Below are 26,855 nucleotides of genomic sequence, written 5' to 3'. Positions count from 1 at the left end.
TTTTTTGATCTTGAAAAACAAAATCAAAAGATCGCAGCCTTCGGCAGCTCCTACGGTTCATTGCAGGTGTTCATGCAAGCGGCGGGCGGCTTCCTGACCGCTTAGCCAGGCGCCTTCGACACGTCCGGACAGGCACCAGTCGCCACAGGCGTACAGCCCCAGGTCAGCATCGGCCAGGGTGCCCCATTCGTGACTGCTGGCGGGGCGGGCGTAGAGCCAGCGGTGGGCGAGGCTGAAGCTCGGCGCGGGCATGGAATCGTGCAGCAGTTCGGCAAACGCGCCGTGCAACTGCTCGATCACCGCTTCCTTGGGCAGGTCGATGTGTTGCCGGCTCCAGGCACTCGTGGCGTGCAGCACCCAGGTGTCGAGGGTGTTGTCGCGCCCGGGTTTACTGCGGTTGCGGGCCAGCCAGTCGAGTGGGCTGTCCTGTACGAAGCAGCCTTCCATGGGCGTTTCCAGCGGCGTTTCGAAGGCGAGGGCGATGGCCCAGGTCGGGTCCATTTTCACCCCGGCGGCGGCCCCCGCGAGTTTCGGCGCCGATGCCAGCAGAGCCGTGGCCTGCGGCGCTGGCGTGGCGATGACGACGTGGCTGAACGGTCCGTGGGTGAAGCCCTCGGCGTCCTGCAGATGCCAGTGTTCTTCCCCGCGATAGACCTCGGTGATCCGGCAGGCGAAATGCACTTCAAGATCACCGAGCAGGGCGCGGGTGATGGCACTCATGCGCGGCGTGCCGACCCAGCGGGTCTGCTCGTCCGGCGACAGGTTGAGCTGACCGCCATGGTAGGTGTACAGCTGCGGCGTCCACTCGGCGACCCAGCCTCTGGCCTGCCAGCGCTGGACTTCCGTGACAAAGCGGCGGTCGCGGGCGGTGAAATATTGCGCGCCCATATCCAGAGCGCCCGCATCGCTGCGCTTGCTCGACATGCGCCCGCCGCTGCCGCGGCTTTTATCGAAAAGTTGAACCACGTGCCCGAGGTCCGTCAGGGCCTGGGCGGCGGAGAGTCCGGCAATGCCGGTGCCAATGATTGCGATAGGTACAGTCATAGGGGCCTCGTTTACCTTTCTGTACAGACTACGCCGGGGTTCAAACCTGTACAATATTGTTTTTTGGTATAACTTTTAGCGTTCTCGTTCTGACAGCTTGGCCTATTGTTAACCATAGAGCCTGCTCGATACCAAAGATCCCTGCTTATAAAAATAGACTAGTGGACAGGGTAAAACGCCACGCGAGGAAGAAGTCATGCACATATTGCTGACCGGCGGTACTGGTTTGATAGGACGTCAGCTCTGCCGGCACTGGTCCGGGCAGGGCCATCGCCTGACAGTCTGGAGTCGCAAGCCTGAAAAAGTCGCGAAAACCTGTGGTGCCCAAGTGCGTGGAATTGCCCGGTTGGAGGATCTGGGGCAGGAACCGGTGGATGCGATCGTCAATCTTGCCGGCGCGCCGATTGCCGACCGGCCCTGGACCCACAAGCGTAAAGCCCTGTTGTGGAGCAGCCGGATCACGCTGACTGAAACCCTGCTGGCGTGGCTTGAAAGTCGCGAGCAGAAACCCCGGGTGTTGATTTCCGGTTCGGCTGTCGGCTGGTATGGCGACGGTGGCGAGCGCGAACTGACCGAGGACTCGGGGCCGGTCAGCGAAGACTTCGCCAGCCAGTTATGCATCGCCTGGGAGGAGACCGCGCAACGGGCTGAAGCGCTGGGCATTCGCGTCATCCTCATTCGAACCGGGTTGGTGCTGTCGGCCGAGGGCGGCTTTTTGTCGCGGCTGTTACTGCCCTTCAAGCTGGGGCTGGGAGGGCCGATCGGCAACGGCCGGCAATGGATGCCATGGATTCATATCGACGATCAAATCGCTCTGATTGATTTTCTTCTGCATCGTAACGAGGCCAGCGGTCCCTATAATGCGTGCGCACCCAAACCGGTGCGCAACCGCGAGTTTGCCAAGACGTTGGGCAGCGTGCTGCATCGCCCGGCATTCATGCCGATGCCGGCCTTCGCCTTGAAGGTCGGGTTGGGCGAGTTGTCCTTGCTGTTGCTGGGCGGCCAACGGGCCACGCCGGTTCGCTTGTTACAGGCGGGTTTCACTTTTCAGTTCACGGATTTGCGCGCGGCTCTGGATGATCTGTCCGCTCGCCTTTGAAATAGGATGTTGCATGACCGATCACGCGTTGCTTCTGGTCAACCTGGGTTCACCTGCCTCCACCTCGGTGGCGGATGTGCGCAGCTACCTCAATCAATTTCTGATGGACCCGTACGTGATCGACCTGCCATGGCCGGTTCGGCGCTTGCTGGTGTCGCTGATCCTGATCAAGCGTCCCGAGCAGTCGGCCCATGCCTATGCTTCGATCTGGTGGGACGAGGGCTCGCCGCTGGTGGTGCTCAGCCGTCGCCTGCAACAAGCCATGACTGCCCAGTGGCAGCACGGTCCGGTCGAGCTGGCGATGCGCTACGGAGAGCCGTCGATAGAATCGACGCTGGTTCGGATGGTCGCGGCGGGGCACAAGCGAATCACCCTGGCGCCGCTATATCCACAGTTCGCCGACAGCACCACGACTACGGTCATCGAAGAGGCCAGGCGCGTGGTGCGTGAGAAAAACCTCGACGTGCAGTTGTCGGTGCTCCAGCCGTTCTACGATCAACCCGAGTACCTCGATGCGCTGGCGGCCACGACCAAGCCCTATCTGGAGCAGGATTTCGATCACTTGCTGATGAGCTTTCACGGCTTGCCGGAACGGCATCTGAAGAAACTCAACCCCGGTCACAGCTTCGAGGGTGGTGGTGATTGTTGCGCTGGAGCGCCACCGGAGGTGGTAGCCACCTGTTATCGCGGCCAATGCCTGCGGACGGCGGCAGAGGTCGCCAAGCGCATGGGGCTGCCGGAGGGCAAGTGGTCGGTGTCGTTCCAGTCGCGCCTGGGGCGCGCCAAGTGGATCGAACCCTACACCGAGGCGCGTCTCGATGAGTTGGCTAAAAGCGGCGCGAAAAAAATTCTGGTGATGTGCCCGGCGTTCGTTGCCGATTGCATCGAGACACTGGAAGAGATCGGTGATCGCGGCAAGGAACAATTCCGCGAGGCGGGGGGCGAGGAGTTGGTGCTGGTACCGTGCCTCAACGATGACCCGCATTGGGCGCAGGCGTTGAGTGCGTTGTGCGAAAGGGCGCCGATGGCGCTTTAAAAGCTTCGCGAGCAAGCCCGCTCCCACAGGGAAATGCATTCCAGACTGTGGGAGCGAGTCTGCTCGCGAAAGCTATTTCATTAACAACAAAGCGCTTGGAACACTACAGCAGCGGCTCATTCGCCTTCTTGTGCTTCCAGCTGTCATTGCCCGGCAGGATCAGGTTCAAGCCAATCGCCACCACCGCGCACAGCGCGATGCCTTTCAGGCCGAAGTCGTCCGGCCCGGTGCCGGTGCCGATCAGCACGCCGCCGATCCCGAACACCAGGGTCACCGAAACAATCACCAGATTGCGCGCTTCGCCCAGATCGATCTTGTGGCGGATCAGTGTGTTCATCCCCACCGCCGCGATCGAACCGAACAACAGGCACAGAATCCCGCCCATCACCGGTACCGGAATGCTTTGCAGCAGCGCACCGAACTTGCCGATGAACGCCAGGCTGATGGCGAAGATCGCCGCCCAGGTCATGATTTTCGGGTTGTAGTTCTTGGTCAGCATGACCGCGCCGGTCACTTCGGCGTAGGTGGTGTTGGGCGGGCCGCCGAACAGACCGGCCGCCGTAGTGGCAATGCCGTCGCCGAGCAGAGTGCGGTGCAGGCCGGGCTTCTTCAGGTAATCGCGACCGGTCACGCTACCCACGGCAATCACGCCGCCGATGTGTTCGATGGCCGGAGCCAAAGCCACCGGAACGATGAACAGGATCGCCTGCCAGTTGAATTCCGGCGCGGTGAAGTGCGGGATGGCGAACCAGGGTGCTGCAGCGATCTTCGCGGTATCGACCACGCCGAAGTAGAACGACATGCCAAAGCCCACCAGCACGCCGGAGATGATCGGCACAAGGCGGAAGATGCCCTTGCCGAAAACCGCAACGATCAGCGTGGTCAGCAGCGCAGGCATCGAGATCATCATCGCCGTCTGGTAATGAATCAATTCACTGCCGTCACCGGCCTTGCCCATGGCCATGTTGGCGGCAATCGGTGCCATCGCCAGGCCAATCGAAATGATCACCGGCCCGATCACCACCGGCGGCAGCAGGCGATCGATGAAACCGGTGCCTTTGATCTTCACCGCGAGGCCGAGGAAGGTATAGACGAAACCCGCGGCCATCACGCCGCCCATGGTCGCGGCCAGGCCGAACTGGCCCTTGGCGAGAATGATCGGGGTGATGAAGGCAAAGCTCGATGCCAGGAACACCGGCACCTGGCGCCCGGTGACGATCTGGAACAGGATCGTCCCCAGGCCGGCCGTGAACAGCGCCACGTTCGGGTCGAGACCGGTGATCAGCGGCATCAACACCAGGGCGCCAAAGGCCACGAACAGCATCTGTGCACCCGACAGCACCGTGCGCCAGAGCGGATCGTTGAACTCTTGCTGCATGGTCACGCGTCCTTCTGCTTGGTGCCGAAGATCTTGTCACCGGCATCGCCCAGCCCCGGGATGATGTAGCCGTGTTCGTTCAGTTTTTGATCAATGGACGCGGTGTAGATGATCACGTCCGGGTGAGCCTTCTCGACCACGGCAATGCCTTCTGGCGCAGCGACCAGCACCATGGCGCGGATGTCCTTGCAGCCGGCTTTTTTCAGCAGGTCGATGGTTGCAACCATCGAGCCGCCGGTAGCGAGCATCGGGTCGATGATCATGGCCAGGCGTTCGTCGATTTCCGGCACCAGCTTCTCGAGGTAGGTGTGGGCCTCGAGGGTTTCCTCGTTGCGGGCCACGCCCACGGCGCTGACTTTGGCGCCCGGGATCAGGCTGAGCACGCCTTCGAGCATGCCGATGCCGGCACGCAGGATCGGCACCACGGTAATTTTCTTGCCGGCGATTTTCTCGACCGACACAGTGCCGCACCAGCCATCGATATCGTAGGATTCCAGCGGCAGGTCTTTGGTGGCTTCATAGGTCAACAGGGCGCCGACTTCCTGAGCGAGCTCACGGAAATTCTTGGTGCTGATGTCTGCGCGGCGCATAAGGCCAAGTTTATGACGGATCAGCGGGTGGCGGATCTCATGGATGGGCATGGGGAAAGGCTCCGGCGGCGGGCAAAAAAACCGGCCTAGATTAATCTATCCGAGGGTGTTGTCCTATAGACATACAGTACGTTAGTCCACAAACGCTTGATCTGGCCTCGCTTGATGCGTACCTTTGCCCGCTTTTCCTGAATCCGCCATCCCCTGGAGAGCACCATGTCCGCTGATCTCGAGCATATCCGTCAAATCATGCGAGAGGCTGACTGCCTGTACACCGAAGCTGAAGTCGAGGCGGCCATCGCCCGCGTCGGTGCACAAATCAACGAACAAATGGCCGACAGCAACCCGGTGGTGTTCTGCGTGATGAACGGCGGACTGATTTTCTCCGGCAAGCTGCTGACCTATCTGCAGTTCCCGCTGGAAGCGTCCTACCTGCACGCTACCCGCTATCGCAACGAAACGAGCGGCGGCGACCTGTTCTGGAAGGCCAAGCCGGAAGTGTCCTTCATCGACCGTGATGTGTTGATCATCGACGACATCCTCGACGAAGGTCACACCTTGGGCGCGATCATCGACTTCTGTAAACACGCCGGCGCACGTAAAGTGCATACCGCCGTGCTGATCGATAAAGACCACGACCGCAAGGCCCGTCCGGACCTCAAGGCCGATTTCGTCGGTCTGCCGTGCGTCGACCGCTACATCTTCGGTTACGGTATGGACTACAAAGGCTACTGGCGTAACGCCAACGGGATTTTCGCCGTTAAAGGAATGTAAGACATGGATACGCCGCGTTTTCTGGATCAGACCTTGTTCGCCGAGCTGGCCGGGAAAGCCGCGGCCAATCCTCGCGGGCGCCAGCATCACAACTTCCATCAGATGGAAGACGCTTGCCATCGCATGGCGGTGGGGTTGCAGCCGTCCACCTACATTCCGCCTCATCGACATCTGGGGGAAAACAAGGCCGAAACCTTGCTGGTCCTCAAAGGCCGCCTCGGCGTGTTGATTTTCGACGAAGCCGGCGCCGTGCTGAGCAAGACAGTTCTGCAGGCCGGTGGCGACTGTGTGGGCGTGGATCTGCCAACTGGCGTATTCCACGGCTTGGTGGTGCTGGAAGCCGATAGCCTGATGTTCGAATGCAAGGCTGGTCCTTACCGTCCTGTCGGTGAAGGTGAGCTGGCGCATTGGGCGCCGCGCGAAGGCGAGCCCGGTGTTGCCGAGTATCAGGCCTGGATGCGCGCTCAGTTCGATTGATTTTCTTCCTGTGGGAGCGGGCTTGCTCGCGAAGAGGGCGTGTCATTCAACATCAAGGCGACTGACACACCGCTTTCGCGAGCAAGCCCGCTCCCACAGGGTGTCGTGTTCATAGCCCCACGTCCGCTCGCTCATGCTAGAGTGCCCGGCCCCGATTCCGGAGCCTGCCATGAGCCCTTTTATCCGCAGCTGCGCCGCCCTGCTGCTGACCCTCAGCCTGCCCTTGGCCGCCGCCCCGGCGCCCATGCACAGTCAATTCCTGCCGCCGGACGATCTCACTCTGCGCGCTGCTGATCCCGAGCAGCAGCAACTGATGCAGGTCACCGATTATTCGGTGGTGGTCGGCGCTCAGCGTCAATCCAGTCAACAGCCGATTCCGGTCACTTCGCCGTTGCTGATTCGTCTCAAGGGCAAATCCCTGAACAAGGGCGCTACCATCAGTCAGGTGCTGGTCAATTTCGATGGTGAAAGCAAAAGCCTGAAGAAGCCGGTTTACGACGAGCCGAGCAAGACCCTGACCCTTTATTACCCGCTGGCGCAATACCGGGTGGTGATCGACTTGCTGCGCAACGACACGGTGTATTGCCAGTTTCTCAGCTACGCCAATGGCCATGTCTGGGCCGATCTGCATACCGGCAGCAATCGTGTGCGTTGAGCCCTGTGCCTGCGCGGGGGTAAACTGCCCGCCCCGTGAATGTCTGCGAGCTGGAGTCGGCAATGCGTAAAGATAAAAAACAAGTGATTGGTGACGAGATCGGCGATGAGCAGATCAAGTTGTTCCTCGATTTCGAACCGGTCGACGCGACTTCTCCGTCCCTGCACAAGCTGGTCAAGGCCTACCGTGGCCTGCGCATCGACGATTTCGAGCGTTTCCTGACGTTTTTCGTCGAAGCCGGTTACGACGTGAATGGCAAGGATGAGCACGGCAATGATTTCGTTGCCCTGATCAAGGATCAGCGTAATGCACCGGACTACATCGAGTTGATTGAAAAGGTTCGCGGTTAAGATCCAGAGATCGCGTGTTCCTGTAGGAGCTGTCGAGCGAAGCGAGGCTGCGATCTTTCAAATGCATAAAAAAACGCCCCGCTCTCAGTGAGAGCGGGGCGTTTTTCATTGCGCCGAATCAAGCGTAGCTTTCGGTCTCGCTGCTGGCTTCAACCAGTTCCAGGGCAACGTTGTTCTGCGTGTTGATCTTGCGATACAGCGCAGCGTCGGTTTCCAGAACCTTCTCCCGGGCCGGGAAGATTTCTGCCAGTTTGCCAGCCCATTCGCCCTTGGCTTTGCTCGGGAAGCATTTCTCGATCAGTTCGAGCATGATCGAAACAGTCACCGATGCACCTGGCGAAGCGCCGAGCAGTGCCGCCAGGGAACCGTCCTTGGCCGCGACCAGTTCGGTACCGAATTGCAGGATGCCGCCTTTTTTCGGGTCTTTCTTGATGATCTGTACCCGTTGGCCGGCCACTTCCAGGCGCCAATCTTCGGCCTTCGCCTCCGGGTAGAAGCGACGCAGGGACTCCAGGCGCTGCTCCATCGACTGCATCACTTCGCTGACCAGGTACTTGGTCAGGTCCATGTTGTTTTTCGCCACGGCCAGCATCGGGCCAATGTTGCCGGCACGAACCGACAGCGGCAGGTCCATGAAGGAGCCGTGCTTGAGGAACTTGGTGGTGAAGCCGGCGTATGGTCCGAACAGCAGGGACTTCTTGCCATCGACCACGCGGGTGTCCAGGTGCGGCACGGACATTGGCGGTGAACCTACGGCAGCCTGGCTGTACACCTTGGCCTGGTGGTGCTTGACCACTTCCGGGTTGTCGCAGCGCAGCCACTGGCCGCTGATCGGGAAGCCGCCGAAGCCTTTGCTCTCTTCGATGCCCGAGGCTTGCAGCAGCGGCAGTGCCGCGCCGCCAGCGCCGAGGAAGACGAATTTGGCGTCGACTTCACGGGTGTTGCCGCTGTTGACGTCCTTGATGCTGACGGTCCAGCCGCCGTTGCTGCGCTTGAGACCGGTGACGCGCTTGCAGTACTTGACCTGGGCATCGGGTGCGCTGGTCAGGTGCTTGAGCAACTGGTTGGTCAAGGCGCCGAAGTTGACGTCGGTACCATTGATCACGCGGGTGGCGGCAAGGGTTTCGCCGGGGTCGCGCCCAGGCATCATCAATGGCATCCACTCTGCCATTGTCGCCTTGTCTTCGGTGTATTCCATGTCGGCGAAGGCGTGGTGCTTGCTCAGCACCTTGAAGCGTTCCTTGAGGAAGGACACGCCGCTGTCGCCCTGCACGAAACTCAGGTGTGGCACCGGGCTGATAAACGATTTGCACGAGCCGAACGTGCCTTTTTTGGTCAGGTACGACCAGAACTGCTTCGACACCTCGAACTGGGTGTTGATGTGCACGGCTTTCTTGATGTCGACGGCGCCATCGGCTGCCTGCGGCGTGTAGTTGAGCTCACACAGCCCGGCGTGACCGGTACCGGCGTTGTTCCATGGGTTGGAACTCTCCGCGGCACCGGAATCCATCAGCTCGACGACTTCCAGCTTGATCGCGGGGTCGAGCTCTTTGAGCAGCACTGCAAGGGTGGCACTCATGATGCCGGCCCCAACCAGTACTACGTCGACTGCTTCGTTATGCGCCATTTAACGCGTCTCCAAAATCTGCAGCACCAAATTGTCGGCATGGCTGCCAGGTGTTCCGGGGCGTGTCAGTGTGGCCCCTAGGTATCCATGGCAGTATCGCCATGTCCGAATCTTCGCAATTTATCGCAACTTCGACGGACGCTACCTGCCGGGCCTAATAAGAGCTCTATGAACTCATTTCAACGTGCGACTGGCAATTCGACTTATGGTCGATACATCCGTTTGTGCAACCAAATCCGTAGCGGACAGGCTTCAGGCTCCGGTGTTCGAGGAATACTCGGTCCTGTGTCGTTGGGCTGTTGTAGACGCTAATGGTGCATGTTCAGACGCAAAACTATTCATTTGCTCGCCACACTCTTGTGAAGTTGTGAAAACCCGTTTTTTTCACGCTCTTTTGAAGACGTGAACCTCAAAAAGGGCTGTCCCAGCCTGGCACCGTGCCCGGGTGGATTGCCGCCATGGGATACAGGGCAGGCAAAACGGGCAAACAGCTCAGTGACCGAGCGTAATGACAGCTCTGCAGATTCGCGAAAAGTGGAGGTTTTGCTCAACAAAACAGCAAGCGCGCCAGCTTCACTCGATCTGTGTGGGCGGCTCTCTGTGGGCGGAGCGGGGTGTCAACACAAGCGCATTGACGATGCTGCGAGGCCCGATCAGGAGACGTCCTTATAATCGGGGGGAGATTGTATCTAAGAAACGCAGGGAAATGGTCGTGTTTTATGACTTTTATTAGGTGTTTGGTCAGGTCGTCAGCAGTTGCTGTGCACGCGAGCGTGGCTGGCGCGGTTGCGAAACGACGCGGGCACCGGCCGGCAGCGGCTGATTCAGCCAGTTCAGGCGGATTTCCTCGATTTCAACCCAGCCATCTCCCATGGGTTGCAAGCTGCACTGCTTGAAGGCCTGGCAGTGGCCGTTGCGGTCGAGCAGGGCGAAGCAACGGTGCAACGGGCGTGGCGCGAACAGAGAGATCAGATGGCGCATGGTGAAGTACCGTGTGGGTGATTGCCGAGAAGGTTGCCCGTAGGCCATTACGTGCAAGTGTAGGAGTGGTGACATCTGTGTGACATGAACCGCAATCCCCAGGGGTTGTCAGAGATTTCATCAAACACTGTGAGGTGCTGGTTCCCCGCAGTGGCGCACCGCTATACTGCCGGCCTGTTTGTGCCTGATTCTGGAGAGAAGAGCATGTTGCAACGCCTGTTGTTCGGTTTGATCACTGTGACCAGTTTGACCCTGGTTGGCTGCGCCCACAGCCCGCAACAACTGAGCCCGGAACCCAAGCTGACCGCCCAGTTGGCCCCGGTCGGCCATGGCCAGCCCGTCGTGGTGCGTGTCGTGGACGGTCGCCCGTCGCCGACGCTGGGCACCCGTGGTGGCCTGTACCCGGAGACCAGCGCGATCACCGTGCAGGGCGCGCAGATCCTGCCGAAGCTGCAGGCCCAGGCTGAAGCCGCCGTGCGTCTGTTGGGCTTTACCCCGACGACCAACGCCATGAATGCGCCGCAACTGACCGTGACCCTGGCGGAGTTGAAGTACCAGTCGCCCAAGGAAGGCATGTACGTGACTGAAGCCACCATCGGCGCGACGTTCCGCTCGGATGTGCAGAACGCCAACCGTCGCTACAGCGGCCGTTATGGTTCGTCCCTGGACCAGCGCTTCGGCATGGCGCCGAACCAGGAAACCAACACCAAGCTGGTCAGCGATGTGCTGAGCGATGCGTTGACCCGCCTGTTCAAGGACCCGACCGTAGGGCAGATTCTGGGCGAGTAATGCGAGCCCCGTAGGAGCTGCCGAAGGCTGCGATCTTTTGATCTTGATCTTGATCTTCGGCGGCTCAAGCCTCAAAAAATAAAATCAAAAGATCGCAGCCTGCGGCAGCTCCTACAGGACGGTGCCGTCAGAAAGATGTCGTCAGGAGGACGACGTCATCAGGCAGCCTGCGAGTAAAAATCCAGCACACTCACACCCGTCAGCAAGTCCGCCTCCGGCAAATCCGCATGCTGATGCCCACCCAGGGCGCAATACACCAGCCAATGACGATCCTGAACGTTGAAGGCGAGGCTGCCGACGAGGGCTTGTTGTTCTTCGCTGGGGGTGATGAGGTAGAGACGATCCTGGTTTTCGGCGTGGAGCATGACGTGATCCTTGTCGGTTTCGGGACGCGCATGTTCGCCGATACAGATGACGAAGCCGTGACTCAGGACAGTCATTGATCAAAAGCTTCGTTATTTGTCGGAAACAAAGGGCAGGGGCGCAGGCTTTCGGTAGAATCCGCGCCGCGGTCGCCCGTCCGGCACCTGCTACCTGATTGACCTGAGGTTCGTAATGTCGCTGCACTTGATGACGCTGTTTACCGCCCATCCCGCCAAACTGATCAATCTGCTGGCCTTGCTCTTCGCCTTCCCGGGCGGCTGGTTACTGCACGCCACCCGTCGCCGCGAACTGCGTGCGATGGCCAGTTTGCAGGCGCAGCGCCAGAGCAGCCCGAACGTAGAGCCCACGCTGGATTGGGCGACCTTGCGCATGAACCGGTTTTTCTACATCTTCGGTTTTGCCTGCATGGGGATGGCGCTGCTGGTGTCGTGGATCAGCACTCAGGTCTGAACCTTTTCAAGTAAAAGATCGCAGCCTTCGGCAGCTCCTACAGGTGTACATCAATCCCGTGCAGGAGCTGCCGAAGGCTGCGATCTTTTGATCTTGAACGCTTACAGCGGCAACCCTGCCTTCACCCGGTACTGATTGCGCACCGGCGTCGCATATTGCAGCACCAGGTATGGACGATGCTCTGGCGGGCAAGCGTCCAGGCGGCGTTGCCATTCTTCCTGGGCCTTGGCCAGTTCTTCGGCCGGGAACACCTCGGCGGCCTTCGGCACCTGCAACTGCGGATCAGCGTCTTTCCACTGCGCGTAAGCCAGGTAGTGCACCGGGAACAAGCGATAACCGCTGAGGATTTGCTTGTCCATCTCGACTGCCAGTTGCTTGGTGTCTTCGAACAGTTCGGTGATCGGCGCGGCAAAGTTCACATGCACCCGGCCCTTGTAGCCGGTGATGCCCTTGGCGATGCTCACGTCATCCTCGCCCGGCACCTTGGTGTAGCTGCCGGTGGTGGCGCGGATGTAAAGCTCGCGGGCCTTGGCCTGATCGCAGGGGTCGTACTCGTAGCTGATCGACACCGGGGTCAGGTTCAACGACTGAATGACTTCGCCGAACGGCTCATCCTTGCGGCTCATGTGGAACATCTTGAGAATCGCCGATTCGGTACGGTCGTCACCGTCCTTGGCGCGGCCCTCGGCCTGGGCGATCCAGATCGAGGCGCAATCGTTGCGGATCGAATGGTTGATGTACGCCGAAAGCAATTGATAGGCCGCCATTTTCTCCCGGCGACCGCTGATCGAGCGGTGCACGATGAAGCTCTTGTTCAGGCGCATCAGGTCGCTGACGAAAGGCTTTTGCAGCAGGTTGTCGCCAATGGCGATGCGCGGGGTCGGCAGGCCGGCGTGGTACACGGCGTAGTTGACGAAGGCCGGGTCCATCACGATATCGCGGTGGTTGGCGATAAACAGGTAGGCGCTGCCGGACTTGAATTGCTCCACCCCGGTATAAGTGACACCGTCGGTGGCGCGCTCGATGGTGTGGTCGACGTAAACCTCGACTTTGTCCTGTAACGTGGCCACACAGGTCACGCCGGCAAACTCACGGCGCAGCCGATGGGCTATAAGAGGTTTGAGCGCCCAGCCTAAGGCGCCGGCAAAACGCGGGAAGCGGAAGTGGGTGAGGATATCTAGAAACGCCTTGTCGCCGAGCAGCCGGTCCAGCACCGCTGGGACTTCGCTGTCGTCGTAAGGTCGGATGGCATCGAATTCGCCCATCATGCTCTCTTGTTAGAAACGGCTAGGGTAAGTAAAGGTTTTGTTCGAAAACCGACGGGGCACGGTCTGAAAAAGTAGCCAGACAAAAAGAGCCCTGCAAATAGACCGGCGATTATACGCACAAGTCACCTGGGAGACCGCGATGCTGGAAACTGCGCAGTATGAATGTCCGTATTGTGGTGAGGAGGTAGAGACTACTCTGGATTTGTCCGGTGGCGATCAGACCTACATCGAGGACTGTCAGGTGTGCTGCCGGCCGATAACCTTTGTGTTGCAGGTTCATGAAGAGGAATGGCATCTCGAAGTGTTCAGTGAAAACGAATGAGGAGCGTGTATGCAGCGCATCTACGATCCGGAAAACCTGATGGAAGGCGAGTTGCTGCAAGGCATGCTCGCCAGCGAGGGTATCGAGGCGCATCTGGTGGGCCGTGATTTGCTCGGCGGCTCCGGGGAGTTGCCGATCTATGGCCTGCTCGGGCTGTCGGTCGAGAACGATCAGGCCGAATACGCTCGCGAGCTGATCACCGCGTACAATGCAGCGCTGCCGCTGTCCGGCGATGAACCGGACAGCTTTCCCGGCACGCTGGTCTGTTAGGCTGGCGTTCGTTTGATCAAGAGCCGTGTTGCCCCATGTGTGGACGTTATGCCCTGTTTCGCTGGAACCCTGCCTTCGCGGCCCTGCCCGGTTTTCCCGCCGACCAGAAGGCGCAGTGGAACATTTCCCCGAATGATTCGGTGTTGATGCTGCGGGCCGAGCCTGACGGTCAGCGCTCGCTTGCCCGCGCCCGCTGGGGCCTGACGCCCCCCTGGCTGACCGATCTGTCCCGCACCCCGGCCCACGCCCGCGCCGAAACCGTTGCCGAGCAGCCAATGTTTCGCCAGGCCTTGCGCGAGCGCCGCTGCCTGTTGCCGGCCAATGGTTTCTACGAATGGCGCGGGACGACGCGCAAGCGCCCTTACTGGCTGACACCGGGGGAGGGCTCGTCATTGTTTTTTGCGGCGATCTGGGAGGCGTATCCGGTACAGGAGCAGGTGTGGCTGAGTACCGCCGTGATTACCCAGCCAGCGGCGAGTCAGCGGCGGCCGTTGATTCTTGATGAGGCGGGGCAGGCCGCGTGGCTCGATCCCGAGACGCCGTTGCATGCTTTGCAAGCCTTGCTGGCCAGCGAGCCTGCCGCGTTGCGCGAACGGGTGCTGGCCAACATGGTGAATGATCCGAAATTGAATGGGCCGGAGTGTTTGACGCCGGGTTAGTCCGGCGCCAGTTCCGGCCCCTTCGCGAGCAGGCTCGCTCCCACAGTTGAAATGCATTCCAATGTGGGAGCGAGCCTGCTCGCGATAAGGTCCGCAGGACCTTCCGGCAACATTTAAACCCTGAACTGATTGATCAACCGTCGCTGCTGTTCCGCCAGCTTGGTCAAATCCGCACTGGCCGCACTCGACTCATCCGCACCGCCGGCCACTTCATTGGCCACCTGGCCGATGTTGATCACGTTGCGGTTGATGTCGTCCGCCACCGCACTTTGCTCCTCGGCCGCGCTGGCGATCTGGGTGTTCATGTCGTTGATCACCGACACTGCCTGAGTAATGGTCTCCAGTGCTTCGGCGGCCTTCGATGCGTGCAGTACGCTTTCGTCCGTGCGGTTCTGGCTGTCCTCCATGACTCGCACCACATCCCGCGTGCCTTGCTGCAGTTGCTGGATCATGGCCTGGATTTCTTCGGTGGCCTTTTGAGTCTTCTGCGCCAGGTTGCGCACCTCGTCGGCCACCACGGCAAAACCTCGGCCCTGTTCACCGGCGCGGGCCGCTTCGATGGCTGCGTTCAGGGCCAGCAGGTTGGTCTGCTCGGCGATCCCGCGAATGGCGGTGAGGATGGCGTTGATGTTTTCGCTGTCCTTGGCCAGGGTCTGCACCACGCCGACGGCCCGACCGATCTCTACGGCGAGGGCGCCAATCGAGTTCGAGGTGTCGCGCACGATTTGCATGCCTTGGCTGGCGGCTTGATCGGCATGGCTGGCGGCCTGTGCGGCCTGGGTCGCATTGCGTGCCACATCCTGGGCGGTGGCGGTCATTTCCTGTACGGCGGTGGCCACCTGGTCGATCTCGGCCATTTGCTTGTGTACGCCGGTGTTGGTGCGGATGGCGATGTCGGCGGTGTGTTCCGACGAATCGCTGACGCTCTGCACCGATGTCACCACCTGGGTGATCATCGCCTGCAACTTGGCCAGGAAGGTGTTGAAGCCTTTGGCGATCGAACCCAGTTCATCGGCGCGGTCGCTGGTCAGGCGCCGGGTCAGGTCGCCTTCGCCCTGGGCGATATCGTCGAGCATGGCCACCATCTGCTTGAGCGGACGGGCGATGCCGTGGCCCACCAGCCAGATCACCAACAAGCCGATACCGGCAATCACCAGGCCGACCATCGCCATGCCGAAGGTGTCGGATTTACGCTGCGCATCCAGGTCTGCCTGGAGTTTTTGCAGGTCGGCCATGACCGCGTTCAGCGGCAATTGCAGCATCAGGGTCCAGCGCGCATCGGTCTGGCCAATGCCGAACGGCAGGTACAACTCGATCCGGCCCTGGGCCTTGTCGACGGTGTAGGTGACTTCGCCGCGCTTGAGATTGGCCATGTTGGCAATCTGCTTGCTGTCGAGGATATCGCTGACTTTTTCGCCGAATTTGCTCGGATCCTTGGTGTAGGCAACGATGCGGCCATTGCCGCCGATCAGGGCCATTTCCCCGGCGCCGCTGTAGAGTTTCTGGTTGGCGCCCAGGAGCATTTCCTGAATGAAGTTCACCGACAGGTCGGCGCCGACGATGCCCTGGAAAGCACCATTGAGCATGATCGGTTCAATAAAGGAGGCGAGCATGACGATTTTGTCGCCGACCTTGTAAGGCGCAGGATCGATTACGCAGGATTTTCCGGTTTCTTTCGAGCACAGGTAGTACTCGCTGGCGCGCACGCCGGTGGACAGGGTTTTCTGGTCGTCGACGTCCACCAGTTTGTCCAGGCCCAGGGTGCCGTCGTCGTTGCGGAACCACCAGGGCAGGAAGCGACCGTTGCTGGCGTCGACCCCGACCACCTGGGTGCCGACGTAGGCCGCATCGTTGTGGTCCAGTGCGTCTTTTTCCCAACCGATGTAGGTGCCGAGGATCTTCGGGTTCTTGACCACGTTTTCCTTGATCAGGCCGATCAGTTGCTCGCGGCTGAGGCTCAGGGCGGGCTGGCCATCGGCACCCGGCGTGCCGATCAGGGCGTTGACCCGCACCAGTCCGCCGGCGATCAGCAGCGGTGCTTCGAGTTCACGCTGGATCTGGCTGACCTGGGTCTGCGCCAGGGACGTCAGGCGTTGTTCGATGACTTGCTCGAACTGGGCCTGGGTCCGTTCCTGGACCATGTCCTGCGTCCGGGCCCCGGAAAACAGCGCGTACACCACCAGCGCAGCCACGACACTAAGGACAATGGCGCCGGCAAGGGCCGCCACGGAAAACTGGATCGACTTGAATTTCATGGAGGCTCCACACGCGAAAGGACGTCTGCGGAGGTGTATCGGCAGGGTGTCGGGCGGGCATGAGCGCGAGCCGTCGAAATGGCTGTTTTTGCGTGGCGGATGTCGCAAATGAATCAATGCGCGGCGTGACGGGCTGCGGCTTGCCCCGAGGTGTGAATTTTTTTCTGCATTGATGAGAGCTTTGCCTGAATTGCGCGTCTTATGTCTATTGTATCTGGCGTCGATACCATTCCACGCCTAGGATACCCGGCATGTTTCAAGGGAGTTTTTCGATGAACAAGACATTGGCTCTATGTGCGCTGAGCGCAGGCCTGCTGCTCGCCGGCTGCCAGTCGGTCAATACCACCAGTGGTGGTGCTGTGGGCGTTGAGCGCAAGCAGTACATGTTCAGCATGTTGTCCTCGCAAGAGGTCGACCAGATGTACGCCCAGTCCTATACAAAGACTGTGAGTGAGGCGAGCAGCAAAGGCGTGCTGGACAAGACCAGCAGCGATGCCAGGCGTGTTCGGGTCATTGCTGACCGGCTGATTGCCCAGGCGCCGAACTTTCGTCCGGACGCGGCCCAGTGGAAATGGGAAGTGAACCTGATCAAGAGCAAAGAGCTCAATGCCAACTGTGGACCTGGCGGCAAGATCTTTGTCTACACCGGGCTGATCGACAGTCTTCAACTCACTGACGATGAACTTGCCGCGGTCATTGGTCACGAAATCGCCCACGCCTTGCGCGAGCACAGTCGTGAGGCGATGTCCAAGGCATACGGTATCGAAATGGCCAAGCAGGGCGCCGGTGCGTTGCTCGGGTTGGGCCAGGACAGCCTGGCCCTGGCGGACGCTGTAGCCAACTATGGCATGACCTTGCCCAACAGCCGTGGCAATGAAAACGAGGCGGACCTGATCGGCCTGGAACTGGCTGCCCGCGCCGGCTACAACCCGAACGCCGCGATCACCCTGTGGAACAAGATGAGCAAGGCCAGCGAAGGTGCCCCGCCGGAGTTCCTCAGCACGCACCCGTCTTCGAGCAGCCGGACTGCGGCGTTGCAGGCGGCGATTCCGAAAGTTATGCCGTTGTATGAGCAGGCCAAGAAGTCCTGATGTTAATTCTTCGTCGATAAGGCCCTCATCGCGAGCAGGCTCGCTCCCACAGGGGAATGCATCCCGAATGTGGGAGCGAGCCTGCTCGCGAAGAACGATAACGCGGTCTAACGACCTATTGGGTCAAACCCACCCACTGCTCTGCATCGCCTTGTACACCGCGACAATCGCCAGGATGAAGAACGCCGACGCCGCCAGTCGACGGATCAGGGTCAAAGGCAGCTTGTCTGCGGCAAAGTTACCCGCCAGAACCACCGGTACGTTGGCAATCAGCATGCCGGCAGTGGTGCCAATGATCACCAGCCACAACTCCGGATATTGCGCAGCCAGCATCACGGTCGCGATCTGGGTCTTGTCGCCGATTTCCGCCAGGAAGAACGCGATCAGCGTGGTCAGGAACGGCCCGAACTTGCGGGCGGTGCTGGCCTCGTCGTCATCCATCTTGTCCGGCACCAGGGTCCACAGGGCGGTCGCGGCGAAGCTCGCGGCAAGGATCCAGTGCAGCATCGTATCCGAGAAGAAACTGCCCACCCAGGCACCGACTGCACCGGCGGCCGCGTGGTTGGCCAGGGTCGCGGCGACGATACCGGCGATGATCGGCCAGGGCTTGCGGAAGCGGGCGGCGAGAATGAGCGCGAGCAGTTGCGTCTTGTCGCCGATTTCGGCCAAGGCAACGATTGCGGTGGGTACGAGTAGTGAATCCAGCATCAGGGGTTTTCCTAAGGGGCGGGTCGACACGGCTATGACACGTACAGCCTTCCCGCCCCGGGTAAGGTGTTCGTGTCATAGGTCTTGTCAAACCCTGCGATCCATCTGATGTGGATGCTTGGGTCGCATGCGCCATGGTCTGAGGACCAAGTATGTTGACGCATGCCGGACGAGCGTGGCGCTCGTGGGAGACTACTCCCCTAGGACGGAGCGGATTCTGCCTTTGCAAAACCCATTCGGCAAGCCTTCTTTTTCAGAAAAATCTCAGCCGCGTTTTGCCCGGTAGATTCTGAAGCCCTGTCCTTCGGCCTTGATCGCGCACACGCCAAGGTGCTCTTCGATCAGCGGTTGATACTTCAGGAAGCTGTTCGCTACCAGGCGAAGTTCGCCGCCGTTTTTCAGATGTTTGGCCGCTTTTCGCAACAAGTTCTCGGTTGCGAAATAGTCGGTGTGCACGCCGACATGGAATGGCGGATTGCTCAGGATCGCACTCAAACCCATCGGCGCGGCATCGATTCCGTCACCGGTAATCACCTCGGCTTCCAGACCATTGGCTGCCAGGGTCAGGCGACTGCTGGCAGCGGCAAAGGCATCCACATCCAGCATCGTGACCTGGTTATGCGGGTAACGACGTTTCACCGCCGCGCCCAAGACCCCTGCGCCGCAACCGAAATCGAGCAGGTGTCCGCTGGGCAGTTTGTCCAGGTGATCCAGCAGCAGCGCGCTGCCGCGATCGAGGCGACCATGACTGAACACCCCCGGCAGGCTGATGACCTTCAACGGGCCTTCGGCCAGCGGCAGTTCGTAGGTCTGTGCCAGGCTTTCCAGCGGCTTGGCTTCAGGCGCGTTGGCCACGGTGACCTGCCAGAGCTGGCAGTGGCGCGCGCTGTCGAGTTTGCGTGGCTTGCCGAACGGGTTGAGTTGTTTGGCGGCACCTTCGATGCCGCTTTTTTTCTCGCCGACCAGGTACAGCTCGCGGCCGGCCAGCCGCGAGGCGAGGGCGTTGAGGATGTAGTCGGTCAGGTCCTTGGCCTTGGGCAGAAAGACCACGGCGCTATCGAACCCGCGCTCCGGTGCGTTCACGCCAAAGTGGCTGCGCCCGTCGAAGCGGGCGTCCAGCGCGGCCTGATCGCCGGCGTGCCAGCACCAGCCATGGGCATCGGGCAGGCGGCCCAGCAGGTCGTCGGCGGGCAAACCGGCCAACAGCACCGAACCCTGGAATAACTCGGCCTGGCGAAGCAGTACTTCACTGCGCGGATCCATAACTGCTCCCGTGGAAAAAAGTGCCGCAGTTTATCAACTGACGACCCGCAGCGCCTTACCGCTGAAGTATCCCAGTGCGTTTTCGGTCACCTGGCCGACGATCCGCTGGCGCGCTTCACGGCTGCCCCAGGCGTTGTGCGGGGTGACGATCAGGCGCGGGATGTCGTGGGCCAGCAGTGGATTGCCGTTGACGGGAGGCTCAACGCTCAGCACGTCAGTGGCGGCGCCGCCCAGATGACCGTTGCGCAAGGCATCGGCCAGCGCCTGTTCGTCGATCAGGCCACCGCGGGCGGTGTTGACCAGGAACGCTTCGGGTTTCATCGAGGCCAGTTCGCGGGCGCCGATGAAGTGGCGGGTATGTTCGTTGAGCGGGCAGTGCAGGGTCAGGGCATCGACTTGCGGTAGCAGTTCATCCAGTGGCAGGCGGTCCGGCCGGGCAGGGCGTCCTGGAATCTGCCCCAGCAGCACGCGCATGCCGAAGGCTTCAGCCAGCCGTGCGACTGCGCCGCCCAATTCGCCGTGACCCAGCAGGCCAAGGGTTTTGCCTTCGAGTTCGACAATCGGGTAGTCCAGCAAGCAGAACTGTTTGGCCTGTTGCCAGCGGCCTGCGCCGACGGCCTTCTGATAATCGGCCAGGCGCGTGGCCAGGTTGAGCAGCAGCATGATCGTGTGCTGCGCCACCGACGGCGTGCCATAGCCCTGGCAGTTGCACACGGTTATCCCGTGGGCGCGGGCGGCAGCGAGGTCGACGTTGTTGGTGCCGGTGGCGGTGATCAGGATCAGCTTGAGGTCAGGGCTGGCGGCCATGGCGGCGGCGTCGATCAGGATCTTGTTGCTGATGGCGACGGTGGCGCCCTTGAGGTGTTCGATGACTTGATCGGGCAAGGTCTGGGTGAATAGCTGCAATTCGCTGAAACAACTGCGCAGCGGGTTGAGGTCAAGGTCGCCGAGGTCCAGGGACGGGTGGTCGAGGAAAACGGCGCGGCGAGTGTTCGTCATCAACTGTACCTTTTGTGCATTGAACTGAAGGCGTAATCTGCCGAGCCTACCAGATGAAATAAATAGTTACGCTTGGCCTGAAGGAGCCCCACATGTACTGGACAGAGTTCTTGACCGTTGCCCTGATTCACTTGCTGGCCGTGGCCAGCCCCGGCCCGGACTTTGCCGTGGTGGTACGTGAAAGTGTTACCCACGGTCGCCGCGCGGGCACCTGGACCGCGCTGGGTGTGGGGACGGCGATTTTCCTGCATGTGGGTTACTCGCTGTTGGGTATCGGCCTGATCGTGTCCCAGTCGATCGTGCTGTTCAATGCCTTGAAATGGGCCGCCGCCGCTTACCTGCTGTACATCGGTTACAAGGCGCTGCGCGCGCAACCGGCCAAGCCTGTGGCGGACGATCTGCACAAGGAAGCCGGGGAGCGCACGGCCCGTGGTGCCTTTACCTCGGGTTTCGTCACCAACGGTCTCAACCCGAAAGCCACACTGTTCTTCCTCTCGCTGTTCACCGTGGTGATCAACCCGCACACGCCACTGGCCGTGCAGGCCGGTTACGGGGTTTACCTGGCAGCCGCCACAGCGACCTGGTTCTGCCTGGTGGCGATGTTGTTCAGCCAGCAGCGCGTACGCGCCGGTTTCGCGCGCATGGGGCACTGGTTCGACCGGACCATGGGCGCGGTGCTGATTGCGATTGGCGTGAAGCTCGCTTTTACCGAGATGCATTGATCAAAGGTGATTCCCTGTAGGAGCTGCCGCAGGCTGCGATCTTTTGATCTTTGACAGTTCTGGAGTTGCTGGAGAACAAGATCAAAAGATCGCAGCCTGCGGCAGCTCCTGCAGTGCGTAGTAAATGGCTGATACTGGCGCAATGCTAGTATTTGAGGGGTTCTGCAAATCATTCCTTTGGCTGATTTGGCTGACGATCAGGGGCACTACAGTGCGTACTTTCAGTCACGTCCGTGCAGTCAGAAAAAGGGATTCTTATGTTGCAGACTCGCGTTATCCCCCCGGCCGAAGGCGCTTACCAATACCCGCTGCTGATCAAGCGGCTGCTGATGTCCGGTGCCCGTTATGAGAAAACCCGCGAGATCATCTACCGCGACAAGTTGCGCTACAGCTACCCGACCCTGATCGAACGGGTGGCCCGCCTGGCCAACGTGCTGACAGCGGCCGGGGTCAAGCCCGGGGATGCCGTGGGTGTGATGGACTGGGACAGCCATCGTTACCTGGAATGCATGTTCGCCATCCCGATGATTGGTGCGGTGATCCACACCATCAACGTGCGCCTGTCTCCGGAACAGATCCTCTACACCATGAACCACGCCGAGGACCGCTTTGTGCTGGTCAACAGTGAGTTCGTCGGCCTCTACAAGGCCATCGAAGGGCATCTGACCACGGTCGACAAAACCCTGTTGCTGACTGATCTGCCGGAAAAAACCGCGGACCTGCCGAACCTCGTCGGCGAATACGAACAACTGCTGGCCGCGGCGAGCCCGCAGTACGATTTCCAGGATTTCGACGAAAACTCGGTCGCGACCACGTTCTACACCACCGGCACCACCGGCAATCCCAAGGGCGTGTACTTCACCCATCGGCAACTGGTGCTGCACACCATGGGCGTGTCGACCATCATGGGCGCGATCGACAGCGTGCGCCTGCTGGGTACCAGCGACGTGTACATGCCGATCACCCCGATGTTCCACGTGCACGCCTGGGGCTTGCCGTATGTGGCGACCATGCTCGGACTCAAGCAGGTGTACCCCGGCCGCTATGACCCGGAGTACCTGGTGGAGTTGTGGCGCAAGGAGAAGGTCACGTTCTCCCATTGCGTACCGACCATTTTGCAGATGGTCCTCAATGCCAAGGCCGCGCAGAACGTCGACTTCGGCGGCTGGAAAATCGTCATCGGCGGCAGCGCCCTGAACCGCACGCTGTACGAAGCGGCCAAGGCCAAGGGCATTCAGTTGACCGCCGCCTACGGCATGTCGGAAACCGGGCCACTGGTCTCGTGCGCGCACTTGAACGATGAATTGATGGCCGGCACCGAAGACGAACGCACCACCTACCGGATCAAGGCCGGCGTGCCCGGGCCGCTGGTGGAGGCGGCGATCGTCGACACCGAGGGCAATTTCCTGCCCGCCGACGGCGAAACCCAGGGCGAACTGGTGCTGCGCGCACCCTGGCTGACCGAGGGTTATTTCAACGAGCCGCAGAAGGGCGCCGAGCTCTGGGCAGGAGGCTGGCTGCACACCGGCGACGTGGCGACCCTGGACAGCATGGGGGTGATCGACATTCGTGACCGCATCAAGGACGTGATCAAGACCGGTGGCGAGTGGATCTCGTCCCTGGACCTGGAAGACCTGATCAGTCGTCATGTGGCGGTACGTGAAGTAGCAGTGGTGGGGATCCCGGATCCGCAGTGGGGAGAGCGGCCGTTTGCCCTGCTCGTAGTCCGTGAGGGTCACGTCATCGGGGCTAGGGAACTCAAGGAACACCTCAAGCCTTTTGTGGAGCTGGGGCACCTGAGCAAGTGGGCGATTCCGAGCCAGATCGCCCTTGTTACTGAAATTCCCAAGACCAGCGTCGGCAAACTCGACAAGAAGCGTATTCGTGTCGACATCAGCGAATGGCAGGCCACCAACAGCACCTTCCTTTCGACGCTTTAAGCACCTCTCGGCGTGCCCGAAAGGGCACGCCAGCCCCACCAAGCAAGCGCTTGGCTTGTCAAATCGAAATTTTCAGCCATCCTTGCCGTGCCGACGGGTGTCGGACTGGCGAAAGGACTGTTCCAGAGTGGCTGGCAACTGCAAATCACACTTTAGAGGGATCAAGCACTACTACCTGCTGGCTATAGTCCGCTCAAGGATTTTTAAGAACGGGGCAACCGCACGAACCGGGGCGATGCAACTTTGGAATGACTTTGGGATGCCATGGCTCCCGGTTATCCACAGCGTTTTTAGAAGTGCTCAATGCCATAAAAATAAAATGCACATGGAGTAGCGTCGATGACATCAGTAAACCAGTTCTGGCGCCGGGCGAAGCTGCCCCTGGCTGTCAGTCTTGCCTCTACGCTCGCCGGGCCAGCATTCGGCGTCAGTTTCAACGTCGGTGAAATCGAAGGTCAGTTCGACTCATCCCTGTCGCTCGGTGCCAGTTGGTCTACCGAAAGTGCCAACAAGAACCTCATCGGTGTCAACAACGGCGGCAAGGGTCTGTCCCAGACTTCTGATGACGGTCACCTGAACTTCAAGAGCGGGGAAACCTTCTCGAAGATCTTCAAGGGCATCCATGACCTTGAACTGAAATACGGCGATACCGGTGTTTTTGTCCGTGGCAAATACTGGTACGACTTTGAACTGAAGGACGAAAGCCGTCCGTTCAAGGACATTAGCGACGCGGGCCGCAAGGAAGGCGCCAAGTCCGCCGGCGGCCAGATCCTCGACGCCTTCGTCTACCACAACTACTCGATTGCCGATCAACCAGGCTCCGTACGTCTGGGCAAGCAGGTGGTGAGCTGGGGTGAAAGTACCTTCATCGGTGGCGGCATCAACTCGATCAACCCGATCGACGTGTCCGCGTTCCGTCGTCCGGGTGCCGAGATCAAGGAAGGCCTGATCCCGGTCAACATGTTCTATGTGTCCCAGAGCCTGACCGAAAACCTCTCGGCCGAAGCGTTCTATCAAATTGAATGGGACCAGACCGTCGTCGACAACTGCGGCACGTTCTTCTCCCAGCCGGACATCGTTGCCGACGGCTGTAACGACAACCTGCGGGTACTGGCCAAGCGCTCGCAGATTCCGGCCATTGCCCTGGGGCCTTTGGCCGCCAACGGCGTTGACGTCAACAATGAGGGCGTTCTGGTGCGTCGTGGCCCCGATCGTGATGCTCGCGACGGCGGTCAGTGGGGCGCGTCCCTCAAGTACATGTTCGAACCGCTGGACACCGAGTTCGGCGCCTACTTCATGAACTACCACAGCCGCGCGCCGATCTTCAGTGCAACAGGCGCGCCGCAGTCGGTCTACAACACTGCAGCGGCCCTCCAGGGTGGCCCGTTCGCCGCACTGGCACCATTGCTGGTGGCGGGTAATTCGCAGTACTTCATCGAATACCCGGAAGACATTCGCCTGTATGGCTTGAGCTTCTCCACCACCCTGCCTACCGGTACGGCGTGGAGCGGTGAGATCAGCTACCGTCCGAACGCTCCGGTGCAGCTCAACTCCACCGACATCCTGTTCTCCGGTGTCCGTCCTATAGGCAATAACAACCCGAACAACCCGTTGACCAATGCATCGCTGCTGACCGGCGTGCCGGGTCAGGACCTGCACGGGTATCGTCGTAAGGAAATCACCCAGTTCCAGACCACCCTGACGCACTTCTTCGACCAGGTCATGGGCGCCAGCCGCCTGACCCTGGTGGGCGAAGTGGGCGTGACCCACGTCGGCGGCCTGGAAAGCACTTCCGATGTTCGTTATGGCCGCGATCCGGTCTACGGCCCGGGTGAGTTGCCGCCTTCTGGCGCGCTCGATACCTGCGTGGCGCTCAACACCAGCACCATCAACGGTGCCGGCCCGGGTACGCCGACCAACAACCGCAGCCGCAACTGCAACGACGAAGGCTTCACCACCGCGACTTCGTGGGGCTACCGCGGTCGTGCCATCTGGGAATACAACGACGTGTTTGCCGGTGTGAACCTCAAGCCGAACGTTGCCTGGTCCCATGACGTGGAAGGTTACTCCCCTGGCCCTGGCGGCAACTTCGAGGAAGGCCGCAAGGCGGTGAGCCTCGGTGTCGATGCCGAGTACCAGAACACCTACACCGCGAGCCTGGCCTACACCAACTTCTTCGACGGCAAGTACACCACCGTGGATGACCGCGACTTCGTTGCGCTCAGCGTCGGCGTGAACTTCTAAGCACTGAATTTTCAGGACGAACAAACATATGAAAATAACAAAGAGTCTGTTCCACGCCGGTGTTCTGGGTCTTTCGCTGCTGGCGACCAGCGTCATCGCAGCGGTTCCCCAGGCCGAGGCCGACAAACTGGGCAAGAGCCTGACCCCAATGGGCGCCGAAATGGCGGGTAACGCCGACGGTTCGATCCCGGCCTGGAAGCCGCTGGCGAAGAACGCCGGTACGGTCGACAGCAAAGGTTTCCTGTCCAATCCGTACGCCAGCGAAAAACCGCTGTTCACCATCACGGCGCAGAACGTCGACCAGTACAAGGACAAGCTCGCACCGGGTCAGTACGCGATGTTCAAGCGCTACCCGGAAACCTACAAGATGCCGGTATACCCGTCTCATCGCGGTTCTACCGTGCCGGATGAGGTGTTCGCCGCCATCAAGAAAAACGCCACCAACACCAAGCTGGTGTCCGGCGGCAACGGCCTGGAAAACTTTGAAACCGCCATTCCGTTCCCGATTCCAAAAAGCGGCGTTGAAGTCATCTGGAACCACATCACCCGCTATCGGGGTGGTAGCGTGACCCGTCTGGTGGCCCAGGCCACGCCACAGCCGAACGGCTCGTTCAGCCTGGTGTACTTCCAGGACCAGTTCGTGTTCCGTGACAAGATGAAGGACTACGATCCGGCGAACCCGGGCAACATCCTGTTCTACTACAAGCAGAAAGTGCTCGCCCCGGCACGTCTGGCCGGTGGTGTGCTGCTGGTGCACGAAACCCTCGACCAGGTGAAGGAACCACGTTCGGCGTGGGTCTACAACGCCGGCCAACGTCGAGTGCGTCGTGCACCACAAGTGTCCTATGACGGCCCGGGTACCGCAGCCGACGGCCTGCGTACTTCCGATAACCTGGACATGTTCAACGGTGCACCGGATCGCTACGACTGGAAACTCGAAGGCAAGAAAGAGATGTACATCGCCTCCGACAGCTACAAGCTCGACGATCCGAAGCTCAAGTACTCCGATATCATCAAGGCCGGTCACATCAACCAGGACCTGGCTCGTTACGAGCTGCGCCGGGTATGGCATGTGGTTGCCACCTTGAAGGAAGGTCAGCGCCACATCTACGCCAAGCGTGACATCTACATCGACGAAGATACCTGGCAAGCGGCGGTGGTCGATCACTACGACGGTCGTGGTCAACTGTGGCGCGTCGCCGAGGCACATGCCGAGGATTACTACGACAAGCAAGTGCCGTGGTACGCCCTGGAAGCATTGTACGACCTGCAATCTGGCCGTTACCTGGCGCTGGGTATGAAGAACGAAGAGAAGTCGTCGTATGACTTCGGCTTCACTGCCACTACCAGCGACTTCACCCCGGCGGCATTGCGTCAGGACGGTATTCGCTAACGAGCGCCGAAACGAGGCCGCACCCTCTGGAAACGCCCCGACTGGTTCGGGGCGTTTTTTTTTGCTTGTAGACTTTTTGTAGCCATT

Annotated in this window: 27 protein-coding genes, 1 pseudogene and 1 riboswitch; of the genes and pseudogenes, 16 read left to right on the top strand and 12 right to left on the bottom strand. The window is 60.3% G+C overall.

Going from position 1 to position 26,855, the window contains the following annotated elements; genetic code table 11:
• Positions 1-57 precede the first annotated feature (57 nt).
• Positions 58-1,044 carry an NAD(P)/FAD-dependent oxidoreductase gene (locus tag AC07YV_RS17140; RefSeq protein WP_008016642.1) on the bottom strand — a complete coding sequence of 329 codons (987 nt, stop codon included), beginning with the start codon at positions 1,042-1,044 and terminating at the stop codon, positions 58-60.
• A gap of 196 nt (positions 1,045-1,240) precedes the next feature.
• On the opposite strand from AC07YV_RS17140, the gene AC07YV_RS17135 reads away from it, so the two are divergent.
• Both AC07YV_RS17135 and hemH read left to right on the top strand, forming a co-directional pair.
• Positions 1,241-2,143 carry a TIGR01777 family oxidoreductase gene (locus tag AC07YV_RS17135; protein WP_102701904.1) on the top strand — a complete coding sequence of 301 codons (903 nt, stop codon included), beginning with the start codon at positions 1,241-1,243 and terminating at the stop codon, positions 2,141-2,143.
• A gap of 13 nt (positions 2,144-2,156) precedes the next feature.
• Positions 2,157-3,179 (top strand): ferrochelatase, encoded by a 1,023-nt coding sequence (gene hemH / locus AC07YV_RS17130; RefSeq protein WP_102701905.1) that lies wholly within the window; start codon positions 2,157-2,159, stop codon positions 3,177-3,179.
• A gap of 103 nt (positions 3,180-3,282) precedes the next feature.
• On the opposite strand, the gene AC07YV_RS17125 is transcribed toward hemH, so the two are convergent.
• Entirely contained in the window at positions 3,283-4,557 is a 1,275-nt protein-coding gene (locus AC07YV_RS17125) for a uracil-xanthine permease family protein (RefSeq protein ID WP_007973857.1), read from the bottom strand.
• 2 nt (positions 4,558-4,559) lie between these two features.
• Complete coding sequence (gene upp / locus AC07YV_RS17120) at positions 4,560-5,198, bottom strand: uracil phosphoribosyltransferase (RefSeq protein WP_007973856.1); 639 nt, start codon at positions 5,196-5,198, stop codon at positions 4,560-4,562.
• Positions 5,199-5,363: 165 nt separating this feature from the next.
• Here upp and AC07YV_RS17115 point away from each other — a divergent pair, with 165 nt between their 5' ends.
• The 4 genes from AC07YV_RS17115 to AC07YV_RS17100 all read left to right on the top strand — a co-directional run bounded on the left by AC07YV_RS17115 (position 5,364) and on the right by AC07YV_RS17100 (position 7,403).
• Positions 5,364-5,921, top strand: a complete 558-nt coding sequence (locus AC07YV_RS17115) for a hypoxanthine-guanine phosphoribosyltransferase (protein WP_008016649.1) — start codon at positions 5,364-5,366, stop codon at positions 5,919-5,921.
• A 3-nt stretch (positions 5,922-5,924) separates the two neighbouring features.
• Positions 5,925-6,398: a WbuC family cupin fold metalloprotein gene (locus AC07YV_RS17110; RefSeq protein WP_102701906.1), complete on the top strand. Its 474-nt coding sequence runs from the start codon at positions 5,925-5,927 to the stop codon at positions 6,396-6,398.
• A gap of 169 nt (positions 6,399-6,567) precedes the next feature.
• Positions 6,568-7,053, top strand: coding sequence for a hypothetical protein (locus tag AC07YV_RS17105; protein WP_102701907.1), 486 nt, complete (start codon positions 6,568-6,570; stop codon positions 7,051-7,053).
• A 62-nt stretch (positions 7,054-7,115) separates the two neighbouring features.
• Complete coding sequence (locus AC07YV_RS17100) at positions 7,116-7,403, top strand: PA4642 family protein (protein WP_007973850.1); 288 nt, start codon at positions 7,116-7,118, stop codon at positions 7,401-7,403.
• A gap of 118 nt (positions 7,404-7,521) precedes the next feature.
• Here AC07YV_RS17100 and mqo read toward each other — a convergent pair whose 3' ends face one another.
• Positions 7,522-9,030 (bottom strand): malate dehydrogenase (quinone), encoded by a 1,509-nt coding sequence (mqo, locus tag AC07YV_RS17095; protein ID WP_102701908.1) that lies wholly within the window; start codon positions 9,028-9,030, stop codon positions 7,522-7,524.
• A 741-nt stretch (positions 9,031-9,771) separates the two neighbouring features.
• Positions 9,772-10,011: a hypothetical protein gene (locus AC07YV_RS17090; protein ID WP_102701909.1), complete on the bottom strand. Its 240-nt coding sequence runs from the start codon at positions 10,009-10,011 to the stop codon at positions 9,772-9,774.
• Positions 10,012-10,215: 204 nt separating this feature from the next.
• On the opposite strand from AC07YV_RS17090, the gene AC07YV_RS17085 reads away from it, so the two are divergent.
• Complete coding sequence (locus AC07YV_RS17085) at positions 10,216-10,800, top strand: YajG family lipoprotein (RefSeq protein ID WP_102701910.1); 585 nt, start codon at positions 10,216-10,218, stop codon at positions 10,798-10,800.
• A 158-nt stretch (positions 10,801-10,958) separates the two neighbouring features.
• On the opposite strand, the gene AC07YV_RS17080 is transcribed toward AC07YV_RS17085, so the two are convergent.
• On the bottom strand, positions 10,959-11,165 hold the full coding sequence (locus AC07YV_RS17080; protein ID WP_033052291.1) for a hypothetical protein: 207 nt from the start codon (positions 11,163-11,165) through the stop codon (positions 10,959-10,961).
• 190 nt (positions 11,166-11,355) lie between these two features.
• Here AC07YV_RS17080 and AC07YV_RS17075 point away from each other — a divergent pair, with 190 nt between their 5' ends.
• Complete coding sequence (locus AC07YV_RS17075; protein WP_007979321.1) at positions 11,356-11,634, top strand: hypothetical protein; 279 nt, start codon at positions 11,356-11,358, stop codon at positions 11,632-11,634.
• A gap of 101 nt (positions 11,635-11,735) precedes the next feature.
• Here the strand turns inward: AC07YV_RS17075 and AC07YV_RS17070 are convergent, their stop codons facing one another.
• Entirely contained in the window at positions 11,736-12,899 is a 1,164-nt protein-coding gene (locus AC07YV_RS17070; RefSeq protein WP_173900855.1) for a 1-acyl-sn-glycerol-3-phosphate acyltransferase, read from the bottom strand.
• 142 nt (positions 12,900-13,041) lie between these two features.
• On the opposite strand from AC07YV_RS17070, the gene AC07YV_RS17065 reads away from it, so the two are divergent.
• Genes AC07YV_RS17065 through AC07YV_RS17055 form a run of 3 tightly spaced genes read left to right on the top strand, consistent with a single transcriptional unit; the run spans position 13,042 to position 14,153 of the window.
• Complete coding sequence (locus tag AC07YV_RS17065; RefSeq protein WP_053159662.1) at positions 13,042-13,224, top strand: CPXCG motif-containing cysteine-rich protein; 183 nt, start codon at positions 13,042-13,044, stop codon at positions 13,222-13,224.
• A gap of 9 nt (positions 13,225-13,233) precedes the next feature.
• Positions 13,234-13,494 (top strand): putative signal transducing protein, encoded by a 261-nt coding sequence (locus AC07YV_RS17060; RefSeq protein WP_007979315.1) that lies wholly within the window; start codon positions 13,234-13,236, stop codon positions 13,492-13,494.
• 35 nt (positions 13,495-13,529) lie between these two features.
• Positions 13,530-14,153 carry an SOS response-associated peptidase gene (locus AC07YV_RS17055; protein ID WP_102701912.1) on the top strand — a complete coding sequence of 208 codons (624 nt, stop codon included), beginning with the start codon at positions 13,530-13,532 and terminating at the stop codon, positions 14,151-14,153.
• A gap of 113 nt (positions 14,154-14,266) precedes the next feature.
• Here AC07YV_RS17055 and AC07YV_RS17050 read toward each other — a convergent pair whose 3' ends face one another.
• Together AC07YV_RS17050 and AC07YV_RS17045 are read right to left on the bottom strand one after the other, a co-directional pair.
• Complete coding sequence (locus AC07YV_RS17050; RefSeq protein ID WP_371317821.1) at positions 14,267-15,010, bottom strand: methyl-accepting chemotaxis protein; 744 nt, start codon at positions 15,008-15,010, stop codon at positions 14,267-14,269.
• 111 nt (positions 15,011-15,121) lie between these two features.
• A pseudogene (locus AC07YV_RS17045) lies at positions 15,122-15,319 on the bottom strand (HAMP domain-containing protein); the annotation flags it as partial.
• A gap of 1,361 nt (positions 15,320-16,680) precedes the next feature.
• On the opposite strand from AC07YV_RS17045, the gene AC07YV_RS17040 reads away from it, so the two are divergent.
• The gene (locus AC07YV_RS17040; protein WP_102701914.1) at positions 16,681-17,499 is read left to right on the top strand and encodes a M48 family metallopeptidase; all 819 of its coding nucleotides are present in this window, start codon (positions 16,681-16,683) and stop codon (positions 17,497-17,499) included.
• A 123-nt stretch (positions 17,500-17,622) separates the two neighbouring features.
• Here AC07YV_RS17040 and AC07YV_RS17035 read toward each other — a convergent pair whose 3' ends face one another.
• From AC07YV_RS17035 to AC07YV_RS17025, 3 genes are all read right to left on the bottom strand, one after another.
• Positions 17,623-18,207, bottom strand: coding sequence for a TMEM165/GDT1 family protein (locus tag AC07YV_RS17035; RefSeq protein WP_007972537.1), 585 nt, complete (start codon positions 18,205-18,207; stop codon positions 17,623-17,625).
• Positions 18,208-18,296: 89 nt separating this feature from the next.
• Positions 18,297-18,421: riboswitch (yybP-ykoY riboswitch) on the bottom strand.
• A gap of 50 nt (positions 18,422-18,471) precedes the next feature.
• Positions 18,472-19,470, bottom strand: a complete 999-nt coding sequence (locus AC07YV_RS17030; protein ID WP_007972538.1) for a methyltransferase — start codon at positions 19,468-19,470, stop codon at positions 18,472-18,474.
• Positions 19,471-19,503: 33 nt separating this feature from the next.
• Positions 19,504-20,469 (bottom strand): 2-hydroxyacid dehydrogenase, encoded by a 966-nt coding sequence (locus AC07YV_RS17025; RefSeq protein WP_102701915.1) that lies wholly within the window; start codon positions 20,467-20,469, stop codon positions 19,504-19,506.
• 92 nt (positions 20,470-20,561) lie between these two features.
• Here AC07YV_RS17025 and AC07YV_RS17020 point away from each other — a divergent pair, with 92 nt between their 5' ends.
• The 4 genes from AC07YV_RS17020 to AC07YV_RS17005 all read left to right on the top strand — a co-directional run bounded on the left by AC07YV_RS17020 (position 20,562) and on the right by AC07YV_RS17005 (position 26,768).
• Complete coding sequence (locus tag AC07YV_RS17020; protein WP_007972540.1) at positions 20,562-21,191, top strand: LysE family translocator; 630 nt, start codon at positions 20,562-20,564, stop codon at positions 21,189-21,191.
• 257 nt (positions 21,192-21,448) lie between these two features.
• On the top strand, positions 21,449-23,131 hold the full coding sequence (locus AC07YV_RS17015) for a fatty acid--CoA ligase (RefSeq protein ID WP_102673408.1): 1,683 nt from the start codon (positions 21,449-21,451) through the stop codon (positions 23,129-23,131).
• 339 nt (positions 23,132-23,470) lie between these two features.
• Positions 23,471-25,375 (top strand): DUF1302 domain-containing protein, encoded by a 1,905-nt coding sequence (locus AC07YV_RS17010; protein ID WP_102701916.1) that lies wholly within the window; start codon positions 23,471-23,473, stop codon positions 25,373-25,375.
• Positions 25,376-25,403: 28 nt separating this feature from the next.
• Positions 25,404-26,768, top strand: a complete 1,365-nt coding sequence (locus AC07YV_RS17005; protein ID WP_102701917.1) for a DUF1329 domain-containing protein — start codon at positions 25,404-25,406, stop codon at positions 26,766-26,768.
• Positions 26,769-26,855 lie beyond the last annotated feature (87 nt).

The organism is Pseudomonas sp. GW456-E7, from assembly GCF_059424105.1.
This window is presented reverse-complemented; position numbering and strand designations above follow the sequence as displayed.

Bases quoted from the DNA above. Each gene is read 5' to 3' on its own strand.
- AC07YV_RS17140 (WP_008016642.1), bottom strand. From the start codon at position 1,044: ATGACTGTACCTATCGCAATCATTGGCACCGGCATTGCCGGACTCTCC.
- AC07YV_RS17135 (WP_102701904.1), top strand. From the start codon at position 1,241: ATGCACATATTGCTGACCGGCGGTACTGGTTTGATAGGACGTCAGCTC.
- hemH (WP_102701905.1), top strand. From the start codon at position 2,157: ATGACCGATCACGCGTTGCTTCTGGTCAACCTGGGTTCACCTGCCTCC.
- AC07YV_RS17125 (WP_007973857.1), bottom strand. From the start codon at position 4,557: ATGCAGCAAGAGTTCAACGATCCGCTCTGGCGCACGGTGCTGTCGGGT.
- upp (WP_007973856.1), bottom strand. From the start codon at position 5,198: ATGCCCATCCATGAGATCCGCCACCCGCTGATCCGTCATAAACTTGGC.
- AC07YV_RS17115 (WP_008016649.1), top strand. From the start codon at position 5,364: ATGTCCGCTGATCTCGAGCATATCCGTCAAATCATGCGAGAGGCTGAC.
- AC07YV_RS17110 (WP_102701906.1), top strand. From the start codon at position 5,925: ATGGATACGCCGCGTTTTCTGGATCAGACCTTGTTCGCCGAGCTGGCC.
- AC07YV_RS17105 (WP_102701907.1), top strand. From the start codon at position 6,568: ATGAGCCCTTTTATCCGCAGCTGCGCCGCCCTGCTGCTGACCCTCAGC.
- AC07YV_RS17100 (WP_007973850.1), top strand. From the start codon at position 7,116: ATGCGTAAAGATAAAAAACAAGTGATTGGTGACGAGATCGGCGATGAG.
- mqo (WP_102701908.1), bottom strand. From the start codon at position 9,030: ATGGCGCATAACGAAGCAGTCGACGTAGTACTGGTTGGGGCCGGCATC.
- AC07YV_RS17090 (WP_102701909.1), bottom strand. From the start codon at position 10,011: ATGCGCCATCTGATCTCTCTGTTCGCGCCACGCCCGTTGCACCGTTGC.
- AC07YV_RS17085 (WP_102701910.1), top strand. From the start codon at position 10,216: ATGTTGCAACGCCTGTTGTTCGGTTTGATCACTGTGACCAGTTTGACC.
- AC07YV_RS17080 (WP_033052291.1), bottom strand. From the start codon at position 11,165: ATGCTCCACGCCGAAAACCAGGATCGTCTCTACCTCATCACCCCCAGC.
- AC07YV_RS17075 (WP_007979321.1), top strand. From the start codon at position 11,356: ATGTCGCTGCACTTGATGACGCTGTTTACCGCCCATCCCGCCAAACTG.
- AC07YV_RS17070 (WP_173900855.1), bottom strand. From the start codon at position 12,899: ATGGGCGAATTCGATGCCATCCGACCTTACGACGACAGCGAAGTCCCA.
- AC07YV_RS17065 (WP_053159662.1), top strand. From the start codon at position 13,042: ATGCTGGAAACTGCGCAGTATGAATGTCCGTATTGTGGTGAGGAGGTA.
- AC07YV_RS17060 (WP_007979315.1), top strand. From the start codon at position 13,234: ATGCAGCGCATCTACGATCCGGAAAACCTGATGGAAGGCGAGTTGCTG.
- AC07YV_RS17055 (WP_102701912.1), top strand. From the start codon at position 13,530: ATGTGTGGACGTTATGCCCTGTTTCGCTGGAACCCTGCCTTCGCGGCC.
- AC07YV_RS17050 (WP_371317821.1), bottom strand. From the start codon at position 15,010: ATGGCCGAGATCGACCAGGTGGCCACCGCCGTACAGGAAATGACCGCC.
- AC07YV_RS17040 (WP_102701914.1), top strand. From the start codon at position 16,681: ATGAACAAGACATTGGCTCTATGTGCGCTGAGCGCAGGCCTGCTGCTC.
- AC07YV_RS17035 (WP_007972537.1), bottom strand. From the start codon at position 18,207: ATGCTGGATTCACTACTCGTACCCACCGCAATCGTTGCCTTGGCCGAA.
- AC07YV_RS17030 (WP_007972538.1), bottom strand. From the start codon at position 19,470: ATGGATCCGCGCAGTGAAGTACTGCTTCGCCAGGCCGAGTTATTCCAG.
- AC07YV_RS17025 (WP_102701915.1), bottom strand. From the start codon at position 20,469: ATGACGAACACTCGCCGCGCCGTTTTCCTCGACCACCCGTCCCTGGAC.
- AC07YV_RS17020 (WP_007972540.1), top strand. From the start codon at position 20,562: ATGTACTGGACAGAGTTCTTGACCGTTGCCCTGATTCACTTGCTGGCC.
- AC07YV_RS17015 (WP_102673408.1), top strand. From the start codon at position 21,449: ATGTTGCAGACTCGCGTTATCCCCCCGGCCGAAGGCGCTTACCAATAC.
- AC07YV_RS17010 (WP_102701916.1), top strand. From the start codon at position 23,471: ATGACATCAGTAAACCAGTTCTGGCGCCGGGCGAAGCTGCCCCTGGCT.
- AC07YV_RS17005 (WP_102701917.1), top strand. From the start codon at position 25,404: ATGAAAATAACAAAGAGTCTGTTCCACGCCGGTGTTCTGGGTCTTTCG.